Genomic DNA, 19,593 nt, shown 5'->3' on the forward strand with positions numbered 1-19,593 from the left:
AAAGATGTGATATTATAACATTCACTGGCTTGTGCAACCTCTAATTTGATATGACAAATCTTGTAACTCTCGAAAACGTCGCGGTCGTCTATGGCCAACGGCGCGTGCTGTCTGACATTTCGCTAACGCTAAAGCCGGGCAAAATTTTAACCTTACTGGGTCCAAACGGCGCCGGTAAATCGACGCTGGTACGAGTGGTTCTCGGACTGGTAGCACCAACGGAAGGGGTTATCAAACGCGAGGGACACCTGCGCATCGGCTATGTCCCGCAAAAGCTGCACCTTGATGCCACGATGCCGTTGACCGTCAGCCGCTTTATGCTTTTACGTCCTGGCACACATAAACGCGATATTCTGCCCGCGCTAAAACGCGTGCAGGCCGGTCACCTGATTGACTCCCCTATGCAGAAGCTCTCTGGTGGCGAAACCCAGCGCGTGCTCCTGGCGCGGGCCCTGCTCAATCGGCCGCAGCTGCTGGTGCTCGACGAGCCTACTCAGGGCGTCGATGTCAACGGCCAGGTTGCCCTCTACGATCTTATTAACCAGCTGCGCCATGAGCTCGATTGCGCCGTGCTGATGGTTTCTCATGACCTGCATCTGGTCATGGCGAAAACCGATGAAGTGCTGTGTCTGAATCAGCATATCTGCTGCTCCGGCGCACCCGAGGTCGTTTCCATGCACCCGGAATTTATCTCGATGTTCGGCCAGCGCGGCGCGGAACAGCTGGGGATCTACCGTCATCATCATAATCACCGCCACGACCTGCAGGGGCGGATTGTACTGCGTCGGGGAAATGACCGTTAATGATTGAATTACTGTTCCCCGGCTGGTTAGCCGGGATTATGCTTGCCTGCGCCGCGGGTCCGCTGGGATCGTTTGTCGTCTGGCGCCGTATGTCCTACTTTGGCGACACCCTGGCCCACGCCTCCTTGCTCGGCGTGGCGTTTGGTCTACTACTGAACGTTAATCCGTTTTATGCGGTCATCGCGGTGACGCTGCTGCTGGCTGGCGGGCTGGTATGGCTGGAAAAACGTCCTCACCTGGCGATAGATACGCTACTCGGGATAATGGCGCACAGCGCGCTGTCCCTGGGACTTGTGGTGGTCAGCCTGATGTCGAACGTGCGCGTCGACCTGATGGCCTATCTGTTCGGCGACCTGCTGGCGGTCACGCCGGAAGATTTGATTTCAATCGCTATCGGTGTGGTTGTCGTGCTGGCTATCCTGCTCTGGCAATGGCGCAATCTGCTGTCGATGACCATTAGCCCGGATCTGGCCTTTGTGGACGGCGTTAAGCTACAACGGGTAAAACTGCTGCTGATGCTGGTCACCGCGCTGACGATCGGCGTGGCGATGAAGTTCGTCGGAGCGCTGATTATCACTTCGCTGCTGATTATTCCCGCCGCAACGGCCCGTCGTTTTGCCCGTACGCCAGAACAAATGGCGGCCGTGGCGGTTGGCGTTGGAATGATTGCGGTTACCGGCGGGTTGGCCTTCTCAGCGTTGTACGACACGCCTGCGGGGCCTTCGGTGGTCCTGTGCGCCGCGCTGCTGTTTATTATCAGCATGAGTAAGAAATCTGCCGCCTGACGCTTCCTGCCCGCTTTAGCCGCCATCAAAACCCGGCAGATTACTATGGTCACAGCCGTCTGCGGACAATGTAGCCCGGCTAAGGCGTTCACGCCGCAAGCCGGGACATCAGCTGTAATATTGCTTCAGCTATTTCCCCGGCTTGCGCTACGCTTAGCCGGGCTACTGGCAGGCCCTGTTGATTATCAGCATAAGTAAGAAATCTGCCGCCTGACGCTTCCTGCCCGCCTCAGCTACCATCAAAACCCGGCAGATTGCTAAGGTCACAGCCGTCTGCGGACGTTGTAGCCCGGCTAAGGCGTTCACGCCGCAAGCCGGGACATCAGCTGTAATATTGCTTCAGCTATTTCCCCGGCTTGCGCTGCGCTTAGCCGGGCTACTGGCCCTGTTGATTATCAGCATAAGAAGACATTGGCCACTTGATCTGCAGCCGTTGAGGAAAACGCGTTGTCCGGGACGCTCCCCGGACAACAATTAAGGCATTTCCGGCGGCGTGATGCCGAAGTGGGTCCAGGCTCGCACCGTCGCCATTCGCCCACGCGGCGTACGCTGCAAAAAGCCCTGCTGGATCAGATACGGCTCCAGCACATCTTCAATGGTTTCCCGCTCTTCACCGATTGCCGCCGCCAGGTTATCAAGCCCCACCGGCCCGCCGAAGAATTTATCGATAACCGCCAGCAGCAGCTTACGGTCCATATAGTCAAAACCTTCGGCATCCACGTTAAGCATGTCCAGCGCCTGGGCGGCAATCTCCTCCGAGATACGGCCATCGTGGCGAACCTCGGCGAAATCACGCACCCTGCGCAGCAGACGGTTGGCGATACGCGGCGTACCGCGCGCACGACGGGCAACTTCCAGCGCCCCCCCTTCGCTCATCTCCAGTCCCATATAGCGAGCGCTGCGGCTGACAATATGCTGTAGGTCAGGGATCTGGTAGAACTCCAGGCGCTGGACGATACCGAAGCGGTCGCGCAGCGGCGAAGTCAGCGAGCCTGCGCGGGTCGTGGCGCCAATCAGGGTAAACGGCGGCAGATCGATTTTAATGGAACGCGCCGCCGGTCCTTCGCCGATCATGATGTCCAGCTGGTAATCTTCCATAGCTGGATATAGCACTTCTTCGACAACCGGTGAAAGGCGGTGAATTTCATCGATAAACAGAACGTCGTGCGGCTCAAGGTTGGTCAACATTGCCGCCAGATCGCCCGCCTTTTCCAGTACCGGGCCCGAAGTGGTGCGCAGATTAACGCCCATCTCGTTGGCAACGATGTTCGCCAGCGTGGTTTTGCCAAGCCCCGGCGGGCCAAAAATCAACAGGTGATCGAGCGCATCGCCGCGCAGCTTCGCCGCCTGGATAAAGATTTCCATTTGCGAACGGACGTGCGGCTGGCCGACATACTCTTCCAGCAATTTGGGGCGGATTGCGCGGTCGGCCGCTTCTTCAAAACCGCTGCTGTCCGCCGATACCAGCCTGTCTGCTTCAATCATCCCTTACCTCACAACGCGGCGCGGAGCGCTTCGCGAATTAGCGTTTCACTGTTGGCGTCCGGACGCACGATTTTGCTGACCATCCGGCTGGCCTCCTGAGGTTTATAGCCCAGCGCCACCAGCGCGGCAACCGCTTCCTGTTCCGCATCATCGTCGGACGGACCGGCGGGCGACGTCAGTACCAGATCCGCCGCCGGAGTAAACAGATCGCCGTGCAGCCCTTTAAAGCGGTCTTTCATCTCGACAATCAGGCGTTCCGCGGTTTTCTTACCGATCCCCGGCAGTTTGACCAGCGCCGCCAGCTCTTCACGCTCAACGGCATTCACAAACTGCTGCGCCGACATGCCTGAGAGGATCGCCAGCGCCAGCTTCGGACCGACGCCGTTGGTTTTAATCAGCTCTTTAAACAGCGTGCGCTCCTGCTTATTGTTGAAGCCAAACAGCAGTTGAGCATCTTCGCGAACGATAAAATGGGTGAAAATTATCGCCTCTTTACCCACCTCCGGCAGCTCATAGAAGCAGGTCATCGGCATATGAACCTCATAGCCTACGCCTCCCGTTTCGAGTAATACCAGCGGGGGTTGTTTTTCGAGAATGATGCCTCTGAGTCTGCCTATCACATGGAGCTCCTGGATTAAGGGCGAAAGTCTAATGCGGTATCATAAAAAAAGGCTGGATAGATATCCAGATGAAAAACACGTTATCCCTAACATCTGCGATCCGCAAACCGGTTTACCTGGACACGGCTAACCTGATGACGTTTTTTTAACCGCCAGCAAAATACTGCCTCTATCGTTTGTGATGCTCTTACTTTCCGAATATTTTTCATTCCATAAAAGACTCTGGATATATTAATAACAGGCAAAAGAAGGCATTTATTATTGCAACGCATTTCATTTTAGGCATCACGAGAGAGATGGTGTTTGCTACTCCACCTTTTATAGAGAGCAATTAACCAGGGGACTTATAAGCTGCGCCAATAATACGCATTGAGATAAACGCTAAGTCTTGACATATTATTTATCAAATCTTTACTAATACTTTTCTATCAGTGACAAAACGTCAGGATATGATGGCGGACACTTCGTCTTTTTGTATTACGCCAAAGGAATGACAAAATGCTTATCGATTCCTCAGTTAAATATGAAACTGGAGATATTATTTTTACCTGTATTGGCGCAACGCTATTTGGCCAGATATCAACGGCCTCGCAGTGCTGGTGCAACCATGTGGGGATTATCATTGGTCATAATGGTGATGATTATCTTGTGGCGGAAAGTCGGGTTCCCCTCTCAGGAGTGACCACCTTAACCCAGTTTATTCGCCGTTCAGCCAACCATAGTTTCGCCGTTCGCCGTCTGCGTGGCGGTTTAACCACTGAGCAAAAGCTCTCTATCATGGAGCAGATCCCCTCCCGTCTACATAAGCTTTATCACACCGGATTTAAATACGATTCATCACGCCAGTTCTGTTCAAAATTTGTGTTTGATATTTATAAAGAGGCGTTATGTATTCCGGTGGGCAATGTTGAAACGTTTGCACAACTGCTGCACAGTAATCCGCAAGCCAAATTGCGATTCTGGAAGTTTTGGTTTTTAGGCTCCATCCCCTGGGAACGAAAAACGGTTACTCCGGCCAGCCTCTGGCTACATCCGAATTTAGAGCTCATTTCAGCGAATGGAATAGAAACGCCTCAGCCAACGCTTGCTGAGGCGGTATAGATTAGCGTAATCGTCCGCGCGCCAGGTTCAGACGGCTTTCGCTGACCTGAGCGGCGTTCTGGCTAACGTGACAGTGGGTAATGGCGATAGCTAAAGCATCAGCCGCATCCGCCTGCGGGTTGGCCGGAAGCTTGAGCAACGTGCGCACCATGTGCTGCACCTGGCTCTTTTCCGCGCTACCAATACCGACTACGGTCTGCTTCACCTGCCTGGCGGCGTACTCAAACACCGGCAGGTCCTGATTCGTCGCCGCGACAATCGCCACGCCGCGAGCCTGGCCGAGCTTTAGCGCCGAGTCGGCGTTCTTGGCCATAAACACCTGTTCGATGGCGAAATAGTCCGGCTGGAACTGAGTGATAATTTCCGTGACGCCCGCATAGATAAGCTTCAGACGGGACGGTAAATCATCCACTTTAGTACGGATACAGCCGCTGCCCAGATAGCTCAGCTGGCGTCCAACCTGACGAATAACGCCATAACCAGTGACGCGCGACCCCGGGTCAATACCGAGAATAATTGCCATCACGCGCCCCCGGTCATAACTAACCCGTGAGACCCTGAATATTTCAGTTCACAGCCAGGCGGCCACGCAGCGCATCCCCGGGAACGTAGATTAACTACGTGACCGGGGTAAGCGAGGAGAGCCAACACCGCTGTGGGCAGAAAGATTACGGGTATCACAGCGTTGCGGCAACCTCATCAGAGATCTCGCCGTTATGATAAACTTCCTGCACGTCGTCGCAATCTTCCAGCATATCGATCAGACGCAGCAGTTTCGGCGCCGTTTCAGCGTCCATATCCGCTTTGGTTGACGGAATCATGGAGACTTCAGCGGCATCGGCTTTCAGACCGGCGGCTTCCAGCGCATCGCGTACCGCGCCCATCTCTTCCCACGCGGTGTAAACGTCAATCGCGCCGTCGTCATAGGTCACAACGTCTTCAGCACCCGCTTCCAGCGCCGCTTCCATGATCGCATCTTCATCGCCTTTCTCGAAGGAGATGACGCCTTTTTTACTGAACAGATAGGAAACGGATCCATCAGTACCGAGGTTACCGCCGGTTTTGCTGAATGCATGACGCACTTCGGCAACGGTACGGTTGCGGTTATCGGACAGGCATTCCACCATCACCGCCGTGCCGCCAGGACCGTAACCTTCATAAATGATGGTTTCCATGTTGGCATCATCATCGCCGCCCACGCCGCGCGCGATAGCGCGGTTCAGGGTATCACGAGTCATGTTGTTGCTCAGCGCTTTGTCGATGGCCGCACGCAGACGTGGGTTAGAACCCGCATCGCCGCCGCCCAGACGCGCAGCGGTGACCAGCTCGCGAATGATTTTAGTAAAGATCTTACCGCGCTTGGCATCCTGTGCCGCTTTGCGGTGTTTGGTGTTGGCCCATTTACTATGACCTGCCATAAAATAATATCTCCAAAAAAGCCTTTTCCCGGCGCCTTTTAGCCCTCAGGTGCGTTGGCTGCATTGGCCCACACCCTTCACTTATCCAGGTAAGCTCCGGGTGATGTCCCAACCTGCCGCCTTCCCGATCGCTAAAATTCTGGGGAAAATTAGTTGGCGTTAATTACAAATTCTTCAATCGCCTGCCGGTTGCTCCAGGACTTGGTCAACGTGGCGGCATCCGTCGCATCAACCCAGCGATAGTCCAGATGTTCAGTAAAAACAATCTGGCGTTCATGGGGGAGCGCAAGATGGAACCAAAATTCCGTATTGCGCTCGACGCCCGGCGCATAGCGATGACGTAAATGAGAAAATATCTCGAATTCTACCGTGCGCCGACAATCAACCAATGCCAGCTGTTCGCTGGCAACGTCAATGGCGACCTCTTCCATGACTTCACGCGCGGCAGCCTGCGGCGCGGTTTCTCCCTCTTCCAGGCTGCCGGTGACCGACTGCCAGAACGTGGGATCGTCGCGACGCTGCAACATCAGCACCCGCTTCGTATCTTCGGCATAAATCACCACCAGTACGGAAACGGGGAGCTTGAATGACATCTTACTTATTCTCCGGAGACTCTTTTGCCTCTTTCGCTACAACCTGAATACCCAGTTCGCTCAGCGATGCCGGATTTGCGAAGCTCGGCGCTTCGGTCATCAGGCAGGCAGCAGCGGTTGTTTTCGGGAAGGCGATAACATCACGAATATTATCGGTGCCGGTCAGCAGCATGGTCAAACGGTCAAGACCAAACGCCAGGCCCGCGTGCGGCGGAGTACCGAATTTCAGCGCGTCCAGCAGGAAGCCAAACTTCTCGCGCTGCTCTTGCTCATTAATGCCCAGAATGCCAAACACGGTCTGCTGCATCTCACCGCTGTGGATACGCACTGAACCGCCGCCGACTTCGTAACCGTTAATAACCATATCGTAGGCGTTGGCAACCGCGTCTTCCGGTGAAGCCTTCAGCTCAGAGGCAGTCATATCTTTCGGCGAAGTGAATGGATGGTGCATAGCGGTCAGGCCGCCTTCACCGTCGTCTTCAAACATCGGGAAGTCGATAACCCACAGCGGCGCCCATTTGGTTTCGTCGGTCAGGTTGAGATCTTTGCCCAGCTTCAGACGCAGCGCGCCCAGCGCGTCGGCAACGACTTTTTTGTTATCCGCGCCGAAGAAGATCATATCGCCATCCTGCGCGCCGGTGCGCTCAAGGATCGCGTCGACGATGTCGGCGTTGAGGAATTTAGCGACCGGACTGTTAATACCTTCAAGGCCTTTCGCCCGTTCGTTCACTTTAATATAGGCCAGACCTTTGGCGCCGTAGATCTGGACAAACTTACCGTATTCGTCGATTTGCTTACGGGTCAACGCAGCGCCGCCAGGAACGCGCAGCGCGGCAACGCGGCCTTTGGCATCGTTAGCCGGGCCGGCAAATACGGCGAACTCAACGCCTTTCACCAGATCGGCAACGTCCACCAGCTCCATTGGGTTACGCAGGTCTGGTTTGTCAGAACCATAGCGACGCTCGGCTTCGGCGAAGGTCATAATCGGGAAATCGCCCAGATCCACGCCCTTCACTTCCTGCCACAGATTACGCACCAGCGCTTCCATCACTTCACGCACCTGCGGGGCGGTCATAAAGGAAGTTTCGACGTCGATCTGGGTGAATTCTGGCTGACGGTCGGCGCGCAGGTCTTCGTCGCGGAAGCATTTAACAATCTGATAGTAGCGGTCAAACCCGGACATCATCAGCAGCTGTTTGAACAGCTGAGGAGACTGCGGCAGCGCGTAGAATTTACCTTTATGAACGCGTGAAGGCACCAGATAGTCGCGCGCGCCTTCCGGCGTGGCTTTGGTCAGCATCGGCGTTTCGATATCAAGGAAGCCGTGATCGTCCATAAAGCGACGTACAAGGCTGGTGATCTTCGCACGTGTTTTCAGGCGCTGGGCCATTTCCGGACGACGCAGGTCCAGATAACGGTATTTCAGTCGCGCTTCTTCAGTGTTGACGTGGTTGGAGTCCAGCGGCAGCGCTTCAGCGCGGTTGATGATGGTCAGGTCAGAAGCCAGCACTTCGACAGCGCCGGTGGCCATATCGCTATTAACGTTTTTTTCGTCACGCGCACGCACGGTGCCGGTGACCTGGATGCAGAACTCATTACGCAGCTCAGAGGCCAGCTTTAATGCGTCGGCGCGATCCGGATCGAAAAACACCTGCACGATGCCTTCGCGGTCACGCATATCGATAAAGATAAGGCTACCTAGATCACGACGACGGTTGACCCAACCACACAGAGTCACTTGCTGCCCTACGTGGGACAGACGAAGCTGCCCGCAATATTCTGTACGCATGAGATATCCCTTAACTTAGCCGCAGGCGGATTGTTGCCTGCCTTGCAGGCGACGAGGTCGCAGCTTTAGCTGATGTCACAACTGAATGAAAAAAGGCGGCTATTATACTGGAAATTATGGCGCACGATAAGCCCGGCGCAGCGCGCTACGTTGCTTTGCAGTCCGCTTATTGCTTGTACTCACAAAAATTAACAAAATTTGTTACCCTTGGGCGAGATCGGCAACGGTATTGTAGCGGCCTGACAACAAAAGAAGATACGGGGATATCATGTTAGAACTCAACGCAAAAAAGACCGCGCTGGTGGTTATCGACCTGCAGGAGGGGATTTTACCCTTCGCCGGCGGCCCACACCCTGCCGATAAAGTGGTTGAGCGTGCCGCGAGCCTGGCAAGAAAGTGCCGCCAGCAAGGGTTCCCCGTGGTTATGGTTCGCGTCGGCTGGTCAGCAGATTTTGCCGAAGCGCTAAAACAGCCGGTTGACGCCCGGGCAGGCGCGCATACGCTACCGGAAAACTGGTGGGCTTACCCGCTCGCGCTGGAAAAGCAAGACAGCGATATCGAAGTCACCAAACGCCAGTGGGGAGCTTTTTATGGCACCGATCTTGAGCTGCAGCTGCGTCGTCGCGGTATCGACACGATTATCCTGTGCGGCATCGCCACCAATATCGGCGTCGAATCAACCGCGCGTAACGCCTGGGAGCTGGGGTTTAATCTGATTCTCGTCGAGGACGCCTGCAGCGCCGCGTCTGCCGAACAGCACCTTGGCAGCATCACGCATATTTTCCCGCGTATTGCCCGCGTGCGCAGTACCGAGGAGGTTCTTGCCGCGTTATGATCTATATTGGTCTTCCCCAGTGGGCGCACCCGAAATGGGGACGTCTGGGTATCACCAGCCTTGAAGAGTATGCCCGCCACTTCAACTGCGTGGAGGGCAACACGACGCTGTACGCCGTACCGAAAGCTGAGATTGTCAGCCGCTGGTATGAACAGACCCACGATGATTTCCGCTTCTGCTTCAAGTTTCCGGCGACCATTTCGCACCAGGCGGCGCTGCGCAACTGCGATGACTTAAGCCATGAGTTTTTTACCCGCCTTGCGCCGCTGGCCTCGCGCATTGGTCAATACTGGCTGCAGCTGCCTGCCACCTTCGGCCCACAGGATCTCTCCGCCCTCTGGCACTTTCTCGATAGCCTGCCGCAGGCATTCAGCTACGGCGTAGAGGTCAGACACCCGGAATTTTTCGCCAAGGGCGAAGCGGAACAGCAGCTCAATCGTGGGTTACATCAGCGCAATGTCAATCGCGTGATACTCGACAGTCGGCCGGTTCACAGCGCCGTAGCCCGAAGCCAGGCGATGATCGACGCGCAAAGAAAGAAGCCAAAAGTCCCGGTTCATGCCCTGGTAACGGCCAACCACCCGATGGTGCGTTTTATCGGCAGCGATGATATGGCGCAAAATCATGAGCTTTTTAACGTGTGGATACGAACGCTGCCAAAATGGACGCAGACCACCACGCCATACTTATTCCTGCACACTCCGGATATTGCCCACGCTCCGGAACTGGTTGACACGCTGTGGAGCGATCTGCGCGCTGTCCTACCGGAAATAGGTGATGCGCCTTCAATTCCGCAGCAAACCTCTCTTTTCTGATATCCTGCTATCCTCAATTGAGCCACCGGACGGAATGAAAGGGAGTTTTGAGTATGATCAGCGCGCTGTATGCGGTTTTAGGTGCGTTATTGCTTATTAAGTTTTCTTACGATGTCGTTCGCCTGAGGACGCAATATCGCGTTGGCTACGGAGACGGCGGTTTTAGCGAGCTGCAGGTCGCGATTCGCGTGCACGGTAATGCGGTCGAATATGTTCCCATTGGCTTGATTCTGCTGCTGTTTATGGAGATGAATGGCGCGCTTACCTGGATGGTGCACGTCTGCGGTATTTTACTGATCGCCGGCCGCCTGATGCACTCTTATGGTTTTCATCACCGTCTGTATCGCTGGCGTCGTTCTGGTATGAGCGCAACATGGTGTTCATTGTTGCTGATGGTGCTGGCTAACCTCTGGTATATGCCCTGGGAGTTGGTTTTCTCCGTACGTTAGCGCACAATACGCCGTTTTCGATTTTTCGGGTTTAACGTTATGTCTCACCGCGATACGCTTTTTTCCGCGCCGATTGCCAGTCTCGGCGACTGGACCTTTGATGAACGGGTTGCTGAAGTCTTCCCGGACATGATCCAGCGCTCTGTTCCCGGCTATTCCAATATTATTTCGATGATCGGCATGCTGGCGGAACGTTTCGTTCAGCCGGATACCCAGGTTTACGATCTCGGCTGCTCGCTTGGCGCAGCGACGCTGTCTGTGCGCCGCAACATTGCGCATTCCGGATGTAAAATCATCGCTATTGATAACTCCCCGGCCATGGTCGAGCGCTGCCGTCGCCACATTGACGCCTATAAAGCGCCGACGCCGGTTGAAGTTATTGAGGGCGATATTCGCCACGTCACCATTGAAAACGCCTCCATGGTGGTGCTGAATTTCACCATTCAGTTTCTTGAACCAGGTGAACGACAGGCCATTCTTGATAAGGTCTATCAAGGTCTCAATCCAGGCGGTGCGCTGGTGTTATCAGAAAAATTCAGCTTTGAAGATGACAACGTTGGCGAGCTGCTGTTCAACATGCATCATGACTTCAAACGCGCCAACGGTTACAGCGAGCTGGAAATTAGCCAGAAGCGCAGCATGCTGGAAAACGTGATGCTTACTGACTCCGTAGAAACCCACAAAGCGCGCCTGCGTAAGGCCGGTTTCGAGCATGCTGAACTCTGGTTCCAGTGCTTTAATTTCGGCTCGTTAATCGCCGTAAAATCCGGGGAACAGGCATGATTGATTTCAGCAACTTTTATCAATTGATTGCCAAAAGCCCGCTGTCCCACTGGCTGGAGACGCTGCCCGCTCAGGTGGCGACCTGGCAACGTGAAGCGTTGCACGGTAAATATCGGGAATGGGAGCGCGCCGTCGAGTTTCTGCCTGAATTTGCGCCCTACCGTCTGGATCTGCTGCACAGCGTCACCGCCGAAAGCGAAACGCCGCTCGGCGAAGGCCAGCGGCTACGCATTGAGAATCTGCTTAAAAATCTGATGCCGTGGCGTAAAGGGCCTTATTCCCTCTACGGGGTGGATATCGATACCGAATGGCGTTCCGACTGGAAGTGGGAGCGCGTGCTGCCGCACCTTTCGGAGCTGACCGGGCGCACCATTCTTGATGTTGGCTGCGGCAGCGGTTACCACATGTGGCGCATGATTGGCGCAGGCGCTCGTCTGGCGGTCGGCATCGACCCGACACAGCTATTCCTTTGCCAGTTTGAAGCGGTGCGTAAGCTTTTGGGTAACGACCAGCGCGCGCATCTCCTGCCGCTGGGCATTGAGCAGCTTCCGGCGCTGAACGCCTTTGATACCGTCTTTTCAATGGGCGTTCTGTACCATCGCCGCTCTCCGCTCGATCATCTGTGGCAGCTGAAAGATCAGCTGGTTCCCGGCGGCGAGCTGGTGCTGGAGACGCTGGTAGTCGAAGGCGATGAAAACACCGTACTGGTGCCGGGCGATCGCTATGCGCAAATGCGCAACGTCTACTTTATTCCTTCCGCCGCCGCGCTGAAGCAGTGGCTGGAGAAATGCGGGTTTGTCGATGTGCGCATCGTTGATGCGTGCGTGACCTCAACCGAGGAACAGCGCCGCACAGAGTGGATGACCACCGAGTCGCTGGCCGATTTCCTCGATCCGCACGACAGCAGCAAAACTCTCGAAGGCTATCCTGCCCCGCTGCGCGCGGTAATTATTGCTACCAAACCGGAAACAGAACAGTCGCTGGCAGCCAAAAAACGGGCTGATAAACAGCCCGGTTAAGGCGTTTCAGGATAAAAAAAGGCCCCTGTTTAATGGGCAGGGGCCTGGTACGGGCAATCATCATATTGGGCGACATGATGTGCAGCAAAAAACGGTTTAATTTCTCTGCGCGATAATAATGTTCTTCATTTCCGCTACCGCTTCGCCATTAACGGCGTAGCGTAAGTATTCATCTGCCTCAGCATCCGTAGACATCGACAATCCAGGATTACGAAAGCGCATCGGGGACGGTAACCACTGCCCTGCCGAGCTGTGCACCTCTTTTACCCCCGCCTGCAAAAATAGCGGCAGGTTGGCGGCGCGCACTCCTGCACCGGCCATGATAATAGGAGTATCACTTTGGGAAATAAGTTCCCTGATTAATGAAATTCCTTTTTCAGCTGAAGCCTGCTGGCCCGAAGTCAGGATCCGCTGAACGCCTAGTTCTGCCAGCTCAACGCTGGCCTGGCGCGGGTTGGCGCACATATCAAACGCCCGATGAAAGGTCACGGCCAGCGTTCCCGCAGCCGTCATTATTTTTTCCATTCGCACGCGATCCACCCGACCGTCGACGTCCAGAATACCGATCACCATGCCGGGAAAACCGAGATCTTTAACCGCAGCCACATCCTCAAGCATCGCGGCAAACTCGCCAGCGGTATAGCAAAAATCCCCGCCGCGCGGGCGAATAATTGGATGGACAGGGATGGTCACCGTTTCACGCACCGATTTAAGCACGCCCAGCGAAGGCGTCAGCCCCCCTTCTTGCGGCGCGGCGCACAGCTCAATACGATCGGCGCCGCGGCGCTGAGCTTCGAGCGCACACTCCATGCTATAACAGCAGACTTCCAGTAAGGTCATTATTCTCTCCGTGGATACTGCGGGGACTACAGAATGTCACGATTTTTCTCTGCAGACGCCGCGTAACTTCACACTGTCATCGTTCAGATTGCTCGCTGGCGACAATTTGTTCTATCGACCACGGATGAAATTTGATCGTTACTTTTCCATCGGTGACTGCCAGGGTCGGATTCGGTAAACGCTCACGCTCCCCTTTCGGCGTACTGGTCTTGACAAAAATCCCCGGCTGGCTCAACCCTTCATCGGAAAGCAGCGCCAGCGCCCGGGTATTGAGCGTTTCAGGCTCGCCGGGCAGAACGATTTCAACATGCTCCCAGCCTTCATGCGGGTAACGCTTTTCGCCCGGCCACGGCAGTTCAACAATGCTAAAACGCCAGTGCGCTACGACGATCGGTTCATCCAGACGGAATAAACAGATAGGCCGACCATTAATCACGTTTTCCGACAGCAGCAAACCGCATTGTTCAAACCCGCGACGCCAGCGCTCCGCAGTGGCGTTCTGGTGACAGCGCAGAGAAATATGGTCGGCCTCATGCGGCGTCATATCAAGACCGAGCCTGTCGGCGAGCGTATTTAACGCCTCGGTAAAACGCGGCAGGTCCGCGAAAATATCGTTCAGTTCATCAATCTGCTGCCAGTTCGCCATGGTAAGCCTCGGTACGCGATAGAAAGTGCTAATCTATCGCGTTTCCCGCAGCCGACCAACCGGCAATCAACGGTAGCCTCTCGTGAACGGTTATTCGTTGAGCGCGAGGCGCAGCAACCTGTGCGCGGTGCTGACGCGTGGGTGCAAATGCAGTATACTCCTGCCCTAATTTGTCCACATTCCTGCGCCGCCCCTTCCGGGTGACGGCGTGTTAAACGTAAGGTATTTCGGTGAATATTCAGGCTCTTCTCTCAGAAAAAGTCAGTCAGGCCCTGATCGCGGCAGGCGCGTCTGCCGATTGCGAACCCCAGGTCCGCCAGTCAGCAAAAGTCCAGTTCGGTGATTATCAGGCCAACGGCGTGATGGCCGTTGCCAAAAAACTGGGCATGGCGCCGCGACAGCTGGCAGAGCAGGTCCTGTCTCATCTCGACCTGAACGGGATTGCCAATAAGGTCGAAATCGCCGGACCTGGTTTTATTAATATTTTTCTCGACCCGGCATTCCTGGCGGAAAACGTTAGCAGCGCGCTGAAATCAGAACGCCTGGGCGTAGCTCAGCCGCAGGCGCAAACCGTGGTCGTTGATTACTCCGCGCCGAACGTGGCGAAAGAGATGCACGTAGGCCATCTGCGCTCCACCATTATTGGCGATGCCGCGGTGCGTACGCTGGAATTTCTCGGCCATAAAGTGATCCGCGCTAACCACGTGGGCGACTGGGGTACCCAGTTCGGCATGCTTATCGCGTATCTGGAAAAACAGCAGCAGGAAAACGCCGGCGAGATGGCGCTGGCCGACCTTGAAGGTTTCTATCGCGAAGCGAAAAAACACTACGACGAAGATGAAGCCTTCGCCGAGCGCGCGCGCGGTTACGTGGTTAAGCTGCAGGGCGGCGATGAATATTTCCGCGAAATGTGGCGTAAGCTGGTCGACATCACCATGTCGCAAAACCAGTTAACCTATAACCGCCTGAACGTCACCCTGACCCGCGACGACGTGATGGGTGAAAGCCTGTATAACCCGATGCTGCCGGGTATCGTTGCCGATCTGAAAGCCAAAGGGCTGGCGGTAGAGAGCGAAGGCGCTACCGTAGTGTTCCTTGATGAGTACAAAAACAAGGAAGGTGAACCGATGGGCGTCATCATCCAGAAAAAGGATGGCGGCTACCTTTACACCACCACCGATATCGCCTGCGCAAAATACCGCTATGAAAATCTGCATGCCGACCGCGTGCTTTACTACATTGACTCTCGTCAGCACCAGCACCTGATGCAGGCGTGGACTATCGTCCGTAAAGCCGGCTACGTACCGGATTCCGTACCGCTGGAACACCATATGTTCGGCATGATGCTCGGCAAAGACGGCAAACCGTTCAAAACCCGCGCCGGCGGTACCGTGAAGCTCGCCGACCTGCTGGACGAAGCGCTGGAGCGCGCGCGCCGTCTGGTCGCAGAGAAAAATCCGGATATGCCCGCTGACGAGCTTGAGAAACTGGCGAATGCGGTCGGGATTGGCGCGGTGAAATATGCCGACCTGTCGAAAAACCGCACCACTGACTACATCTTCGACTGGGATAACATGCTTGCCTTTGAGGGTAATACCGCGCCTTATATGCAGTATGCCTATACCCGCGTGCTATCCGTGTTCCGCAAAGCGGATATCGATGAAAGCGCGCTGGCGGCGGCGCCGGTGGTTATCGCCGAAGAGCGTGAAGCCCAGCTGGCGGCCCGTCTGCTGCAGTTTGAAGAAACCCTGACCGTCGTTGCGCGTGAAGGCACGCCGCATGTGATGTGCTCTTACCTGTACGATCTGGCTGGCCTGTTCTCCGGCTTCTACGAGCACTGCCCGATCCTCAGCGCCGAAAGCGAAGAAACGCGCAATAGCCGTCTGAAGCTGGCTCTGCTGACCGCGAAAACGCTGAAACTGGGCCTGGATACTCTGGGTATTGAAACCGTCGAGCGGATGTAATTTGCAGGAAGAACCCGGCGAAAGCCGGGTTTGTTTTTTTATGCCATCGGGACGACGAAATTTTGTCGCCCCGGCAAGCGTTAACACAACCGGGGAAGATTCCCCGTCCTCAAAAGTATTTTCGTAAGTACTCCGTCAGGCAAAGAATTGCCATTGCCTGGCCATAGGGCATCGAAGTTAGCGGTATTTCCCGATAAAAATCGAGATCCGACCCCATCCCGGTACCAAACGACGTTTGCAGTAGCTCCCCTTCCGCAGAGATATTCTGCACGACCCCGCGGATCGCTTTCTCTGCGACCTGCGCATACTCCTGGCTGATATAGCGTTTGCGCACCGCTTTCAGGATCCCGTAGGCAAAACCGGCGGTCGCCGATGCTTCCAGATAGGAGTCGGGATCGTCAAGCAGCGTATGCCACAGGCCGCTGTCGTCCTGGCACCGGGCCAGCGCCGCCACCTGCGCATTCAGCACCTGCACCAGATAGCGACGAACGGCGCTGTGTTCCGGTAAATCCACCAGCTCAAGGAAATCCGGGATCACGATGGTCAGCCAGCTATTACCCCTCGCCCAACGAGCCCGGGCAAAGTTATGCCTGCCCTCGTAGTTCCAGCCGTGGAACCACAGTCCGGTCTCGCGATCCAGCAGATTCTGAACGTGCAGCAGAAACTGATACACCGCTTCCTCTACGTAGTGCGGACGATTAAGCAGCTTACCGATTTTCGCCAGCGGCAGAACGGTCATCATCAGCGTATCGTCCCACATCTGCTGGTGGTTCTCTTCCGCCAGGGTAATATGCTGCATACCGCCAGACTCGGTGCGCGGCATTTCGTTCATCGCCCACTCAGCCCAGCTATCAAGCCAGGGCAGATACGCGATATTGCCCGTCTCTTCATACCGGTAAGCCAGAGTAAGAAACGGCGCCATGGTGTTAACGTTTTTGGTGGTGGCACCCTCGGCGAAACGGTCGGAAAACCAGCCGTCGATAATGTCGCGCATCGCCGTATCGCCGGTCTGCTGGTAATACTGGTAAATGCCGTACAGGCCGACGCCGTGGGTCCACTCCCAGCCGTTCCACCCTTTGGTGTCAATGATGCGCCCGTCGTCCAGCCGCAGTAAAAATTGCCCGCTTTTATCCTGAATATTGACCAGATTATGCGTCACCTTCTGAATCAGCGCCTGCAGTTCATTGCGGGCGATAAAGCGCTCCGGCTGGCGCAGTAATGGACTATGTTTGACAGGCCAAACTTTCATATCCTTAACCTCTGTTAAATGTCGAATTCATGGCAGAACGCTGCTTCAACGCTGGCGCGGCGGGTTTATTCCGATTCAGATAGCCGATATTGTTGTTTCCCCACAGGCATTCGTACGGCATACCGGCCAGCATCTCCACCACCTCACGATCCTGGGCGCTTGCCAGTTCCGGCTGAGGGCGCCCGGATTCACGCATTTTCAGCGTTTCCGCACGCAGGACGCTGTGGGTTTGCAGATTGAGCTTAAAGCGCAGGGAAACGAGGAAACCGCAGGTCAACACCAGCAAAGTACCGACGCTGAGGATCAGCAGAATGGTATGGCTCACTTCATAAGGCTGCGTTTTCTGCCCGGAGACAAAGCCCGACATCTGCATAATGATCCCCACCAGCATCACCGCCCCGGCCTGGGAAGCTTTACGCGTCAGGGTCATAATTCCAGCGAAGATGCCTTCGCGGCGCTGACCGGTAATCACTTCATCCACGTCGGCAATATAGGTATAGGTGTTCCACGGGACATAGTTGATACCGCCGCGGCCCAGTCCAGCCACTGCGGATATCAGCAGCAGCGAGTAAACATCGCTCAGGCCGGCGTAATACAGCACCGCGTAGGAGAGCGAACTCAGGCCGAACAGCACCACCACCATGCGATACGACGGCGCGGGCCCGAAGCGAATACACAGCGGGATCATGGCGATAACCGCAATAAACTGGAAGATAGCCATAGTACCGAGCAGGTTGGAGGCCATTGCTGCTTCCTGCATCAGGACAAAAACGACATAGTAGGTAAAGACCGCATTGAAGACGTCCTGGGCGATATAGCCGCCCAGATACATGCCCAGATGCTGACGGAAGATTTTAATTCTCAGGGTCGAACTTAACTCCACAAACAGGCGGTTGAGGCTCTGAGAGAGTGTGAGGTTTTGTTTCTCCTCTTCCGCACGCAGCGCGGCTTCCGTCCACTCTTCACGCGGGCGCTCCCAGGTAAAGAACCAGACAAAGGTCAACATCATGGCGCACAGCACCGAGAACACCAGGCTGGCATAAAAGAACGAAACCGCATTGTCTTTACCGAAGATAGTCAGCAGAATTCCCGGCAGAAACGAAGCCAGAATCGCCGACATCTGCGCCATAGAAATACGCGCGCCTGAGAATTTCGTTTTTTGTTTAAAATCATCGGTCATCTCCGGCACCAGCGTTTCATACGGCACCAGAATCATGGTGTAGACAATATCAAACAGCAGATAGGTCAGCAGGTAGTACCAGAACCCCATATCCCCTACCCACATAATCGAGTAGCTAAATACGCAGGGGATACCGAGCAGGATAAAGAACTTGCGCCGGCCAAAACGTTTCCCCAGCCAGGTCGAGCCAAAGTTATCCGTCAGGAAGCCCATCAGCGGGCTGATTACCGCATCAAGAACCCTGGCGGTAGCAAAAATAAGCGTCGCCTCAATAGGGGAAAGGCCGCAGAAGGTGGTGTAGAAGTAAAGCAGCCATGCTGCCGTTAGGGCAGTAGTACCCGCCCCAAGGAAATCGCCCGATCCATAGGCAAGGTAGTTAACCAAACCGATTTTACGTGTTTTCATCGCCGTAAATCCTGTGTCTTTTTTAGAGGACTGCGAACCGCTCTTTGGCTCATTCAGCCAATAGGGAGTTGATACATGGCTACAGTAAGAACATGGGCACGGCGTTACCTTTTCATTTTTGCCAGCTAAAACCGTTCATTGGCAAAAATACAAAGAGTGGATGTACAGGGTTCACTGATTTATAAAACGACGTTTCTTTTAATGCAAAAGATGGGACCAAAAAATGAGGTGTAGCAACTGAAATAGCGCAATTAAGGATAAAATCTGCGCGGCTTCGGTCGCTGTTGATAAACCTTGCGAAAGCTGAGGAATCGGAGTAAAGACAATAGATAAAGGGTTATTTTGCGTATCTCAAGGAGGCTTGATGCCCTACTCACATCTGCTGGTCGCCGTAGCGCCAACCCCGGAGAGCCGGGTTCTTATTCAAAAAGCAGTTTCTATCGCCCGTCCGGTGAACGCGAAAGTCAGCCTGATCACCCTGGCGACGGACCCGGAGCTGTATAACCAGTTTGCCGCGCCGATGATGGAAAATTTACGCGAAGTGATGCAGGAAGAGACGCGCGGGTTTCTGGAAGAACTCGCCCGCCATGCCGACTATCCTATTGAAAAAATGACTATCGCCAGCGGCGGAATTGCTCATCATGTGAAAGATTTTTGCCATCGGCATCACGTTGACCTGGTGATCTGCGGTAACCACAATCACAGCCTGTTTTCGCGCGCAACCTGTTCGGCGAAGGATATCGTCGGCAGCAGCGGCGTTGATGTGCTGCTGGTTTGTCTGGAAAAAGGCTAGCGCCGGGGAGGCGCTAACCGT

20 protein-coding genes are annotated in these 19,593 nt (G+C 55.0%); 10 read left to right on the forward strand and 10 right to left on the reverse strand.

The features are described 5' to 3' along the window. The first annotated feature begins 50 nt into the window (after positions 1-50). Together znuC and znuB are read left to right on the forward strand one after the other, a co-directional pair. Complete coding sequence (gene znuC / locus GJ746_RS15880; protein WP_154681058.1) at positions 51-803, forward strand: zinc ABC transporter ATP-binding protein ZnuC; 753 nt, start codon at positions 51-53, stop codon at positions 801-803. Next, positions 803-1,588, forward strand: a complete 786-nt coding sequence (gene znuB, locus GJ746_RS15885) for a zinc ABC transporter permease subunit ZnuB (protein WP_154681059.1) — start codon at positions 803-805, stop codon at positions 1,586-1,588. Before znuC ends, znuB begins: the two co-directional genes overlap by 1 nt. Positions 1,589-2,062: 474 nt before the next feature. Here the strand turns inward: znuB and ruvB are convergent, their stop codons facing one another. Together ruvB and ruvA are read right to left on the reverse strand one after the other, a co-directional pair. Beyond that, on the reverse strand, positions 2,063-3,073 hold the full coding sequence (gene ruvB, locus GJ746_RS15890; protein WP_154681060.1) for a Holliday junction branch migration DNA helicase RuvB: 1,011 nt from the start codon (positions 3,071-3,073) through the stop codon (positions 2,063-2,065). 8 nt (positions 3,074-3,081) lie between these two features. After that, positions 3,082-3,693: a Holliday junction branch migration protein RuvA gene (ruvA, locus tag GJ746_RS15895; protein ID WP_154681061.1), complete on the reverse strand. Its 612-nt coding sequence runs from the start codon at positions 3,691-3,693 to the stop codon at positions 3,082-3,084. A 498-nt stretch (positions 3,694-4,191) separates the two neighbouring features. Between ruvA and GJ746_RS15900 the strand changes: the two genes are divergently transcribed. Continuing rightward, a complete protein-coding gene (locus GJ746_RS15900) occupies positions 4,192-4,794 on the forward strand; it encodes a YebB family permuted papain-like enzyme (RefSeq protein ID WP_154681062.1) in 603 nt (200 codons plus the stop codon). A 1-nt stretch (position 4,795) separates the two neighbouring features. Here the strand turns inward: GJ746_RS15900 and ruvC are convergent, their stop codons facing one another. The 4 genes from ruvC to aspS all read right to left on the reverse strand — a co-directional run bounded on the left by ruvC (position 4,796) and on the right by aspS (position 8,594). Continuing rightward, positions 4,796-5,317 carry a crossover junction endodeoxyribonuclease RuvC gene (gene ruvC / locus GJ746_RS15905; RefSeq protein ID WP_154681063.1) on the reverse strand — a complete coding sequence of 174 codons (522 nt, stop codon included), beginning with the start codon at positions 5,315-5,317 and terminating at the stop codon, positions 4,796-4,798. A 154-nt stretch (positions 5,318-5,471) separates the two neighbouring features. Continuing rightward, positions 5,472-6,212 carry a YebC/PmpR family DNA-binding transcriptional regulator gene (locus GJ746_RS15910; RefSeq protein ID WP_049069083.1) on the reverse strand — a complete coding sequence of 247 codons (741 nt, stop codon included), beginning with the start codon at positions 6,210-6,212 and terminating at the stop codon, positions 5,472-5,474. Between the two features lie 149 nt (positions 6,213-6,361). Next, complete coding sequence (gene nudB / locus GJ746_RS15915; RefSeq protein WP_154681064.1) at positions 6,362-6,805, reverse strand: dihydroneopterin triphosphate diphosphatase; 444 nt, start codon at positions 6,803-6,805, stop codon at positions 6,362-6,364. Position 6,806: 1 nt separating this feature from the next. Continuing rightward, positions 6,807-8,594, reverse strand: a complete 1,788-nt coding sequence (gene aspS, locus GJ746_RS15920; protein ID WP_154681065.1) for an aspartate--tRNA ligase — start codon at positions 8,592-8,594, stop codon at positions 6,807-6,809. A gap of 268 nt (positions 8,595-8,862) precedes the next feature. Between aspS and GJ746_RS15925 the strand changes: the two genes are divergently transcribed. The 5 genes from GJ746_RS15925 to cmoB are packed head-to-tail and all read left to right on the forward strand — an operon-like array spanning position 8,863 to position 12,495. After that, entirely contained in the window at positions 8,863-9,429 is a 567-nt protein-coding gene (locus GJ746_RS15925) for a hydrolase (protein ID WP_154681066.1), read from the forward strand. Beyond that, a complete protein-coding gene (locus tag GJ746_RS15930; protein ID WP_154681067.1) occupies positions 9,426-10,244 on the forward strand; it encodes a DUF72 domain-containing protein in 819 nt (272 codons plus the stop codon). The genes GJ746_RS15925 and GJ746_RS15930 overlap by 4 nt, the downstream gene beginning before the upstream one ends. 53 nt (positions 10,245-10,297) lie before the next feature. Continuing rightward, positions 10,298-10,693 carry an MAPEG family protein gene (locus GJ746_RS15935; protein WP_154681068.1) on the forward strand — a complete coding sequence of 132 codons (396 nt, stop codon included), beginning with the start codon at positions 10,298-10,300 and terminating at the stop codon, positions 10,691-10,693. 39 nt (positions 10,694-10,732) lie between these two features. Next, complete coding sequence (cmoA, locus tag GJ746_RS15940) at positions 10,733-11,476, forward strand: carboxy-S-adenosyl-L-methionine synthase CmoA (RefSeq protein ID WP_142463053.1); 744 nt, start codon at positions 10,733-10,735, stop codon at positions 11,474-11,476. Beyond that, a complete protein-coding gene (cmoB, locus tag GJ746_RS15945; protein ID WP_154681069.1) occupies positions 11,473-12,495 on the forward strand; it encodes a tRNA 5-methoxyuridine(34)/uridine 5-oxyacetic acid(34) synthase CmoB in 1,023 nt (340 codons plus the stop codon). The genes cmoA and cmoB overlap by 4 nt, the downstream gene beginning before the upstream one ends. A gap of 96 nt (positions 12,496-12,591) precedes the next feature. Here the strand turns inward: cmoB and cutC are convergent, their stop codons facing one another. Together cutC and GJ746_RS15955 are read right to left on the reverse strand one after the other, a co-directional pair. Next, entirely contained in the window at positions 12,592-13,335 is a 744-nt protein-coding gene (gene cutC, locus GJ746_RS15950; protein ID WP_154681070.1) for a copper homeostasis protein CutC, read from the reverse strand. Positions 13,336-13,411: 76 nt separating this feature from the next. Continuing rightward, entirely contained in the window at positions 13,412-13,981 is a 570-nt protein-coding gene (locus GJ746_RS15955) for a VOC family protein (protein ID WP_154681071.1), read from the reverse strand. A gap of 230 nt (positions 13,982-14,211) precedes the next feature. Here GJ746_RS15955 and argS point away from each other — a divergent pair, with 230 nt between their 5' ends. Next, on the forward strand, positions 14,212-15,945 hold the full coding sequence (gene argS, locus GJ746_RS15960) for an arginine--tRNA ligase (RefSeq protein ID WP_154681072.1): 1,734 nt from the start codon (positions 14,212-14,214) through the stop codon (positions 15,943-15,945). Between the two features lie 109 nt (positions 15,946-16,054). On the opposite strand, the gene GJ746_RS15965 is transcribed toward argS, so the two are convergent. Then, positions 16,055-17,194 (reverse strand): glycoside hydrolase family 105 protein, encoded by a 1,140-nt coding sequence (locus tag GJ746_RS15965; protein ID WP_154681073.1) that lies wholly within the window; start codon positions 17,192-17,194, stop codon positions 16,055-16,057. Between the two features lie 4 nt (positions 17,195-17,198). Then, positions 17,199-18,779 (reverse strand): MFS transporter, encoded by a 1,581-nt coding sequence (locus GJ746_RS15970; protein ID WP_154681074.1) that lies wholly within the window; start codon positions 18,777-18,779, stop codon positions 17,199-17,201. Positions 18,780-19,143: 364 nt separating this feature from the next. Here GJ746_RS15970 and uspC point away from each other — a divergent pair, with 364 nt between their 5' ends. Further along, the gene (gene uspC / locus GJ746_RS15975) at positions 19,144-19,572 is read left to right on the forward strand and encodes a universal stress protein UspC (RefSeq protein WP_154681075.1); all 429 of its coding nucleotides are present in this window, start codon (positions 19,144-19,146) and stop codon (positions 19,570-19,572) included. The last annotated feature ends 21 nt before the right edge of the window (positions 19,573-19,593 follow it).

Source organism: Klebsiella oxytoca (assembly GCF_009707385.1).
Taxonomy (GTDB): domain Bacteria; phylum Pseudomonadota; class Gammaproteobacteria; order Enterobacterales; family Enterobacteriaceae; genus Klebsiella; species Klebsiella oxytoca_C.

Coding starts and splice junctions, on each gene's coding strand:
- GJ746_RS15955 (WP_154681071.1), bottom strand. CDS start 13,981: ATGGCGAACTGGCAGCAGATTGATGAACTGAACGATATTTTCGCGGAC.
- znuC (WP_154681058.1), top strand. CDS start 51: ATGACAAATCTTGTAACTCTCGAAAACGTCGCGGTCGTCTATGGCCAA.
- uspC (WP_154681075.1), top strand. CDS start 19,144: ATGCCCTACTCACATCTGCTGGTCGCCGTAGCGCCAACCCCGGAGAGC.
- cmoB (WP_154681069.1), top strand. CDS start 11,473: ATGATTGATTTCAGCAACTTTTATCAATTGATTGCCAAAAGCCCGCTG.
- cutC (WP_154681070.1), bottom strand. CDS start 13,335: ATGACCTTACTGGAAGTCTGCTGTTATAGCATGGAGTGTGCGCTCGAA.
- nudB (WP_154681064.1), bottom strand. CDS start 6,805: ATGTCATTCAAGCTCCCCGTTTCCGTACTGGTGGTGATTTATGCCGAA.
- GJ746_RS15965 (WP_154681073.1), bottom strand. CDS start 17,194: ATGAAAGTTTGGCCTGTCAAACATAGTCCATTACTGCGCCAGCCGGAG.
- GJ746_RS15930 (WP_154681067.1), top strand. CDS start 9,426: ATGATCTATATTGGTCTTCCCCAGTGGGCGCACCCGAAATGGGGACGT.
- GJ746_RS15925 (WP_154681066.1), top strand. CDS start 8,863: ATGTTAGAACTCAACGCAAAAAAGACCGCGCTGGTGGTTATCGACCTG.
- GJ746_RS15970 (WP_154681074.1), bottom strand. CDS start 18,779: ATGAAAACACGTAAAATCGGTTTGGTTAACTACCTTGCCTATGGATCG.
- cmoA (WP_142463053.1), top strand. CDS start 10,733: ATGTCTCACCGCGATACGCTTTTTTCCGCGCCGATTGCCAGTCTCGGC.
- GJ746_RS15910 (WP_049069083.1), bottom strand. CDS start 6,212: ATGGCAGGTCATAGTAAATGGGCCAACACCAAACACCGCAAAGCGGCA.
- znuB (WP_154681059.1), top strand. CDS start 803: ATGATTGAATTACTGTTCCCCGGCTGGTTAGCCGGGATTATGCTTGCC.
- GJ746_RS15935 (WP_154681068.1), top strand. CDS start 10,298: ATGATCAGCGCGCTGTATGCGGTTTTAGGTGCGTTATTGCTTATTAAG.
- ruvC (WP_154681063.1), bottom strand. CDS start 5,317: ATGGCAATTATTCTCGGTATTGACCCGGGGTCGCGCGTCACTGGTTAT.
- GJ746_RS15900 (WP_154681062.1), top strand. CDS start 4,192: ATGCTTATCGATTCCTCAGTTAAATATGAAACTGGAGATATTATTTTT.
- aspS (WP_154681065.1), bottom strand. CDS start 8,594: ATGCGTACAGAATATTGCGGGCAGCTTCGTCTGTCCCACGTAGGGCAG.
- ruvB (WP_154681060.1), bottom strand. CDS start 3,073: ATGATTGAAGCAGACAGGCTGGTATCGGCGGACAGCAGCGGTTTTGAA.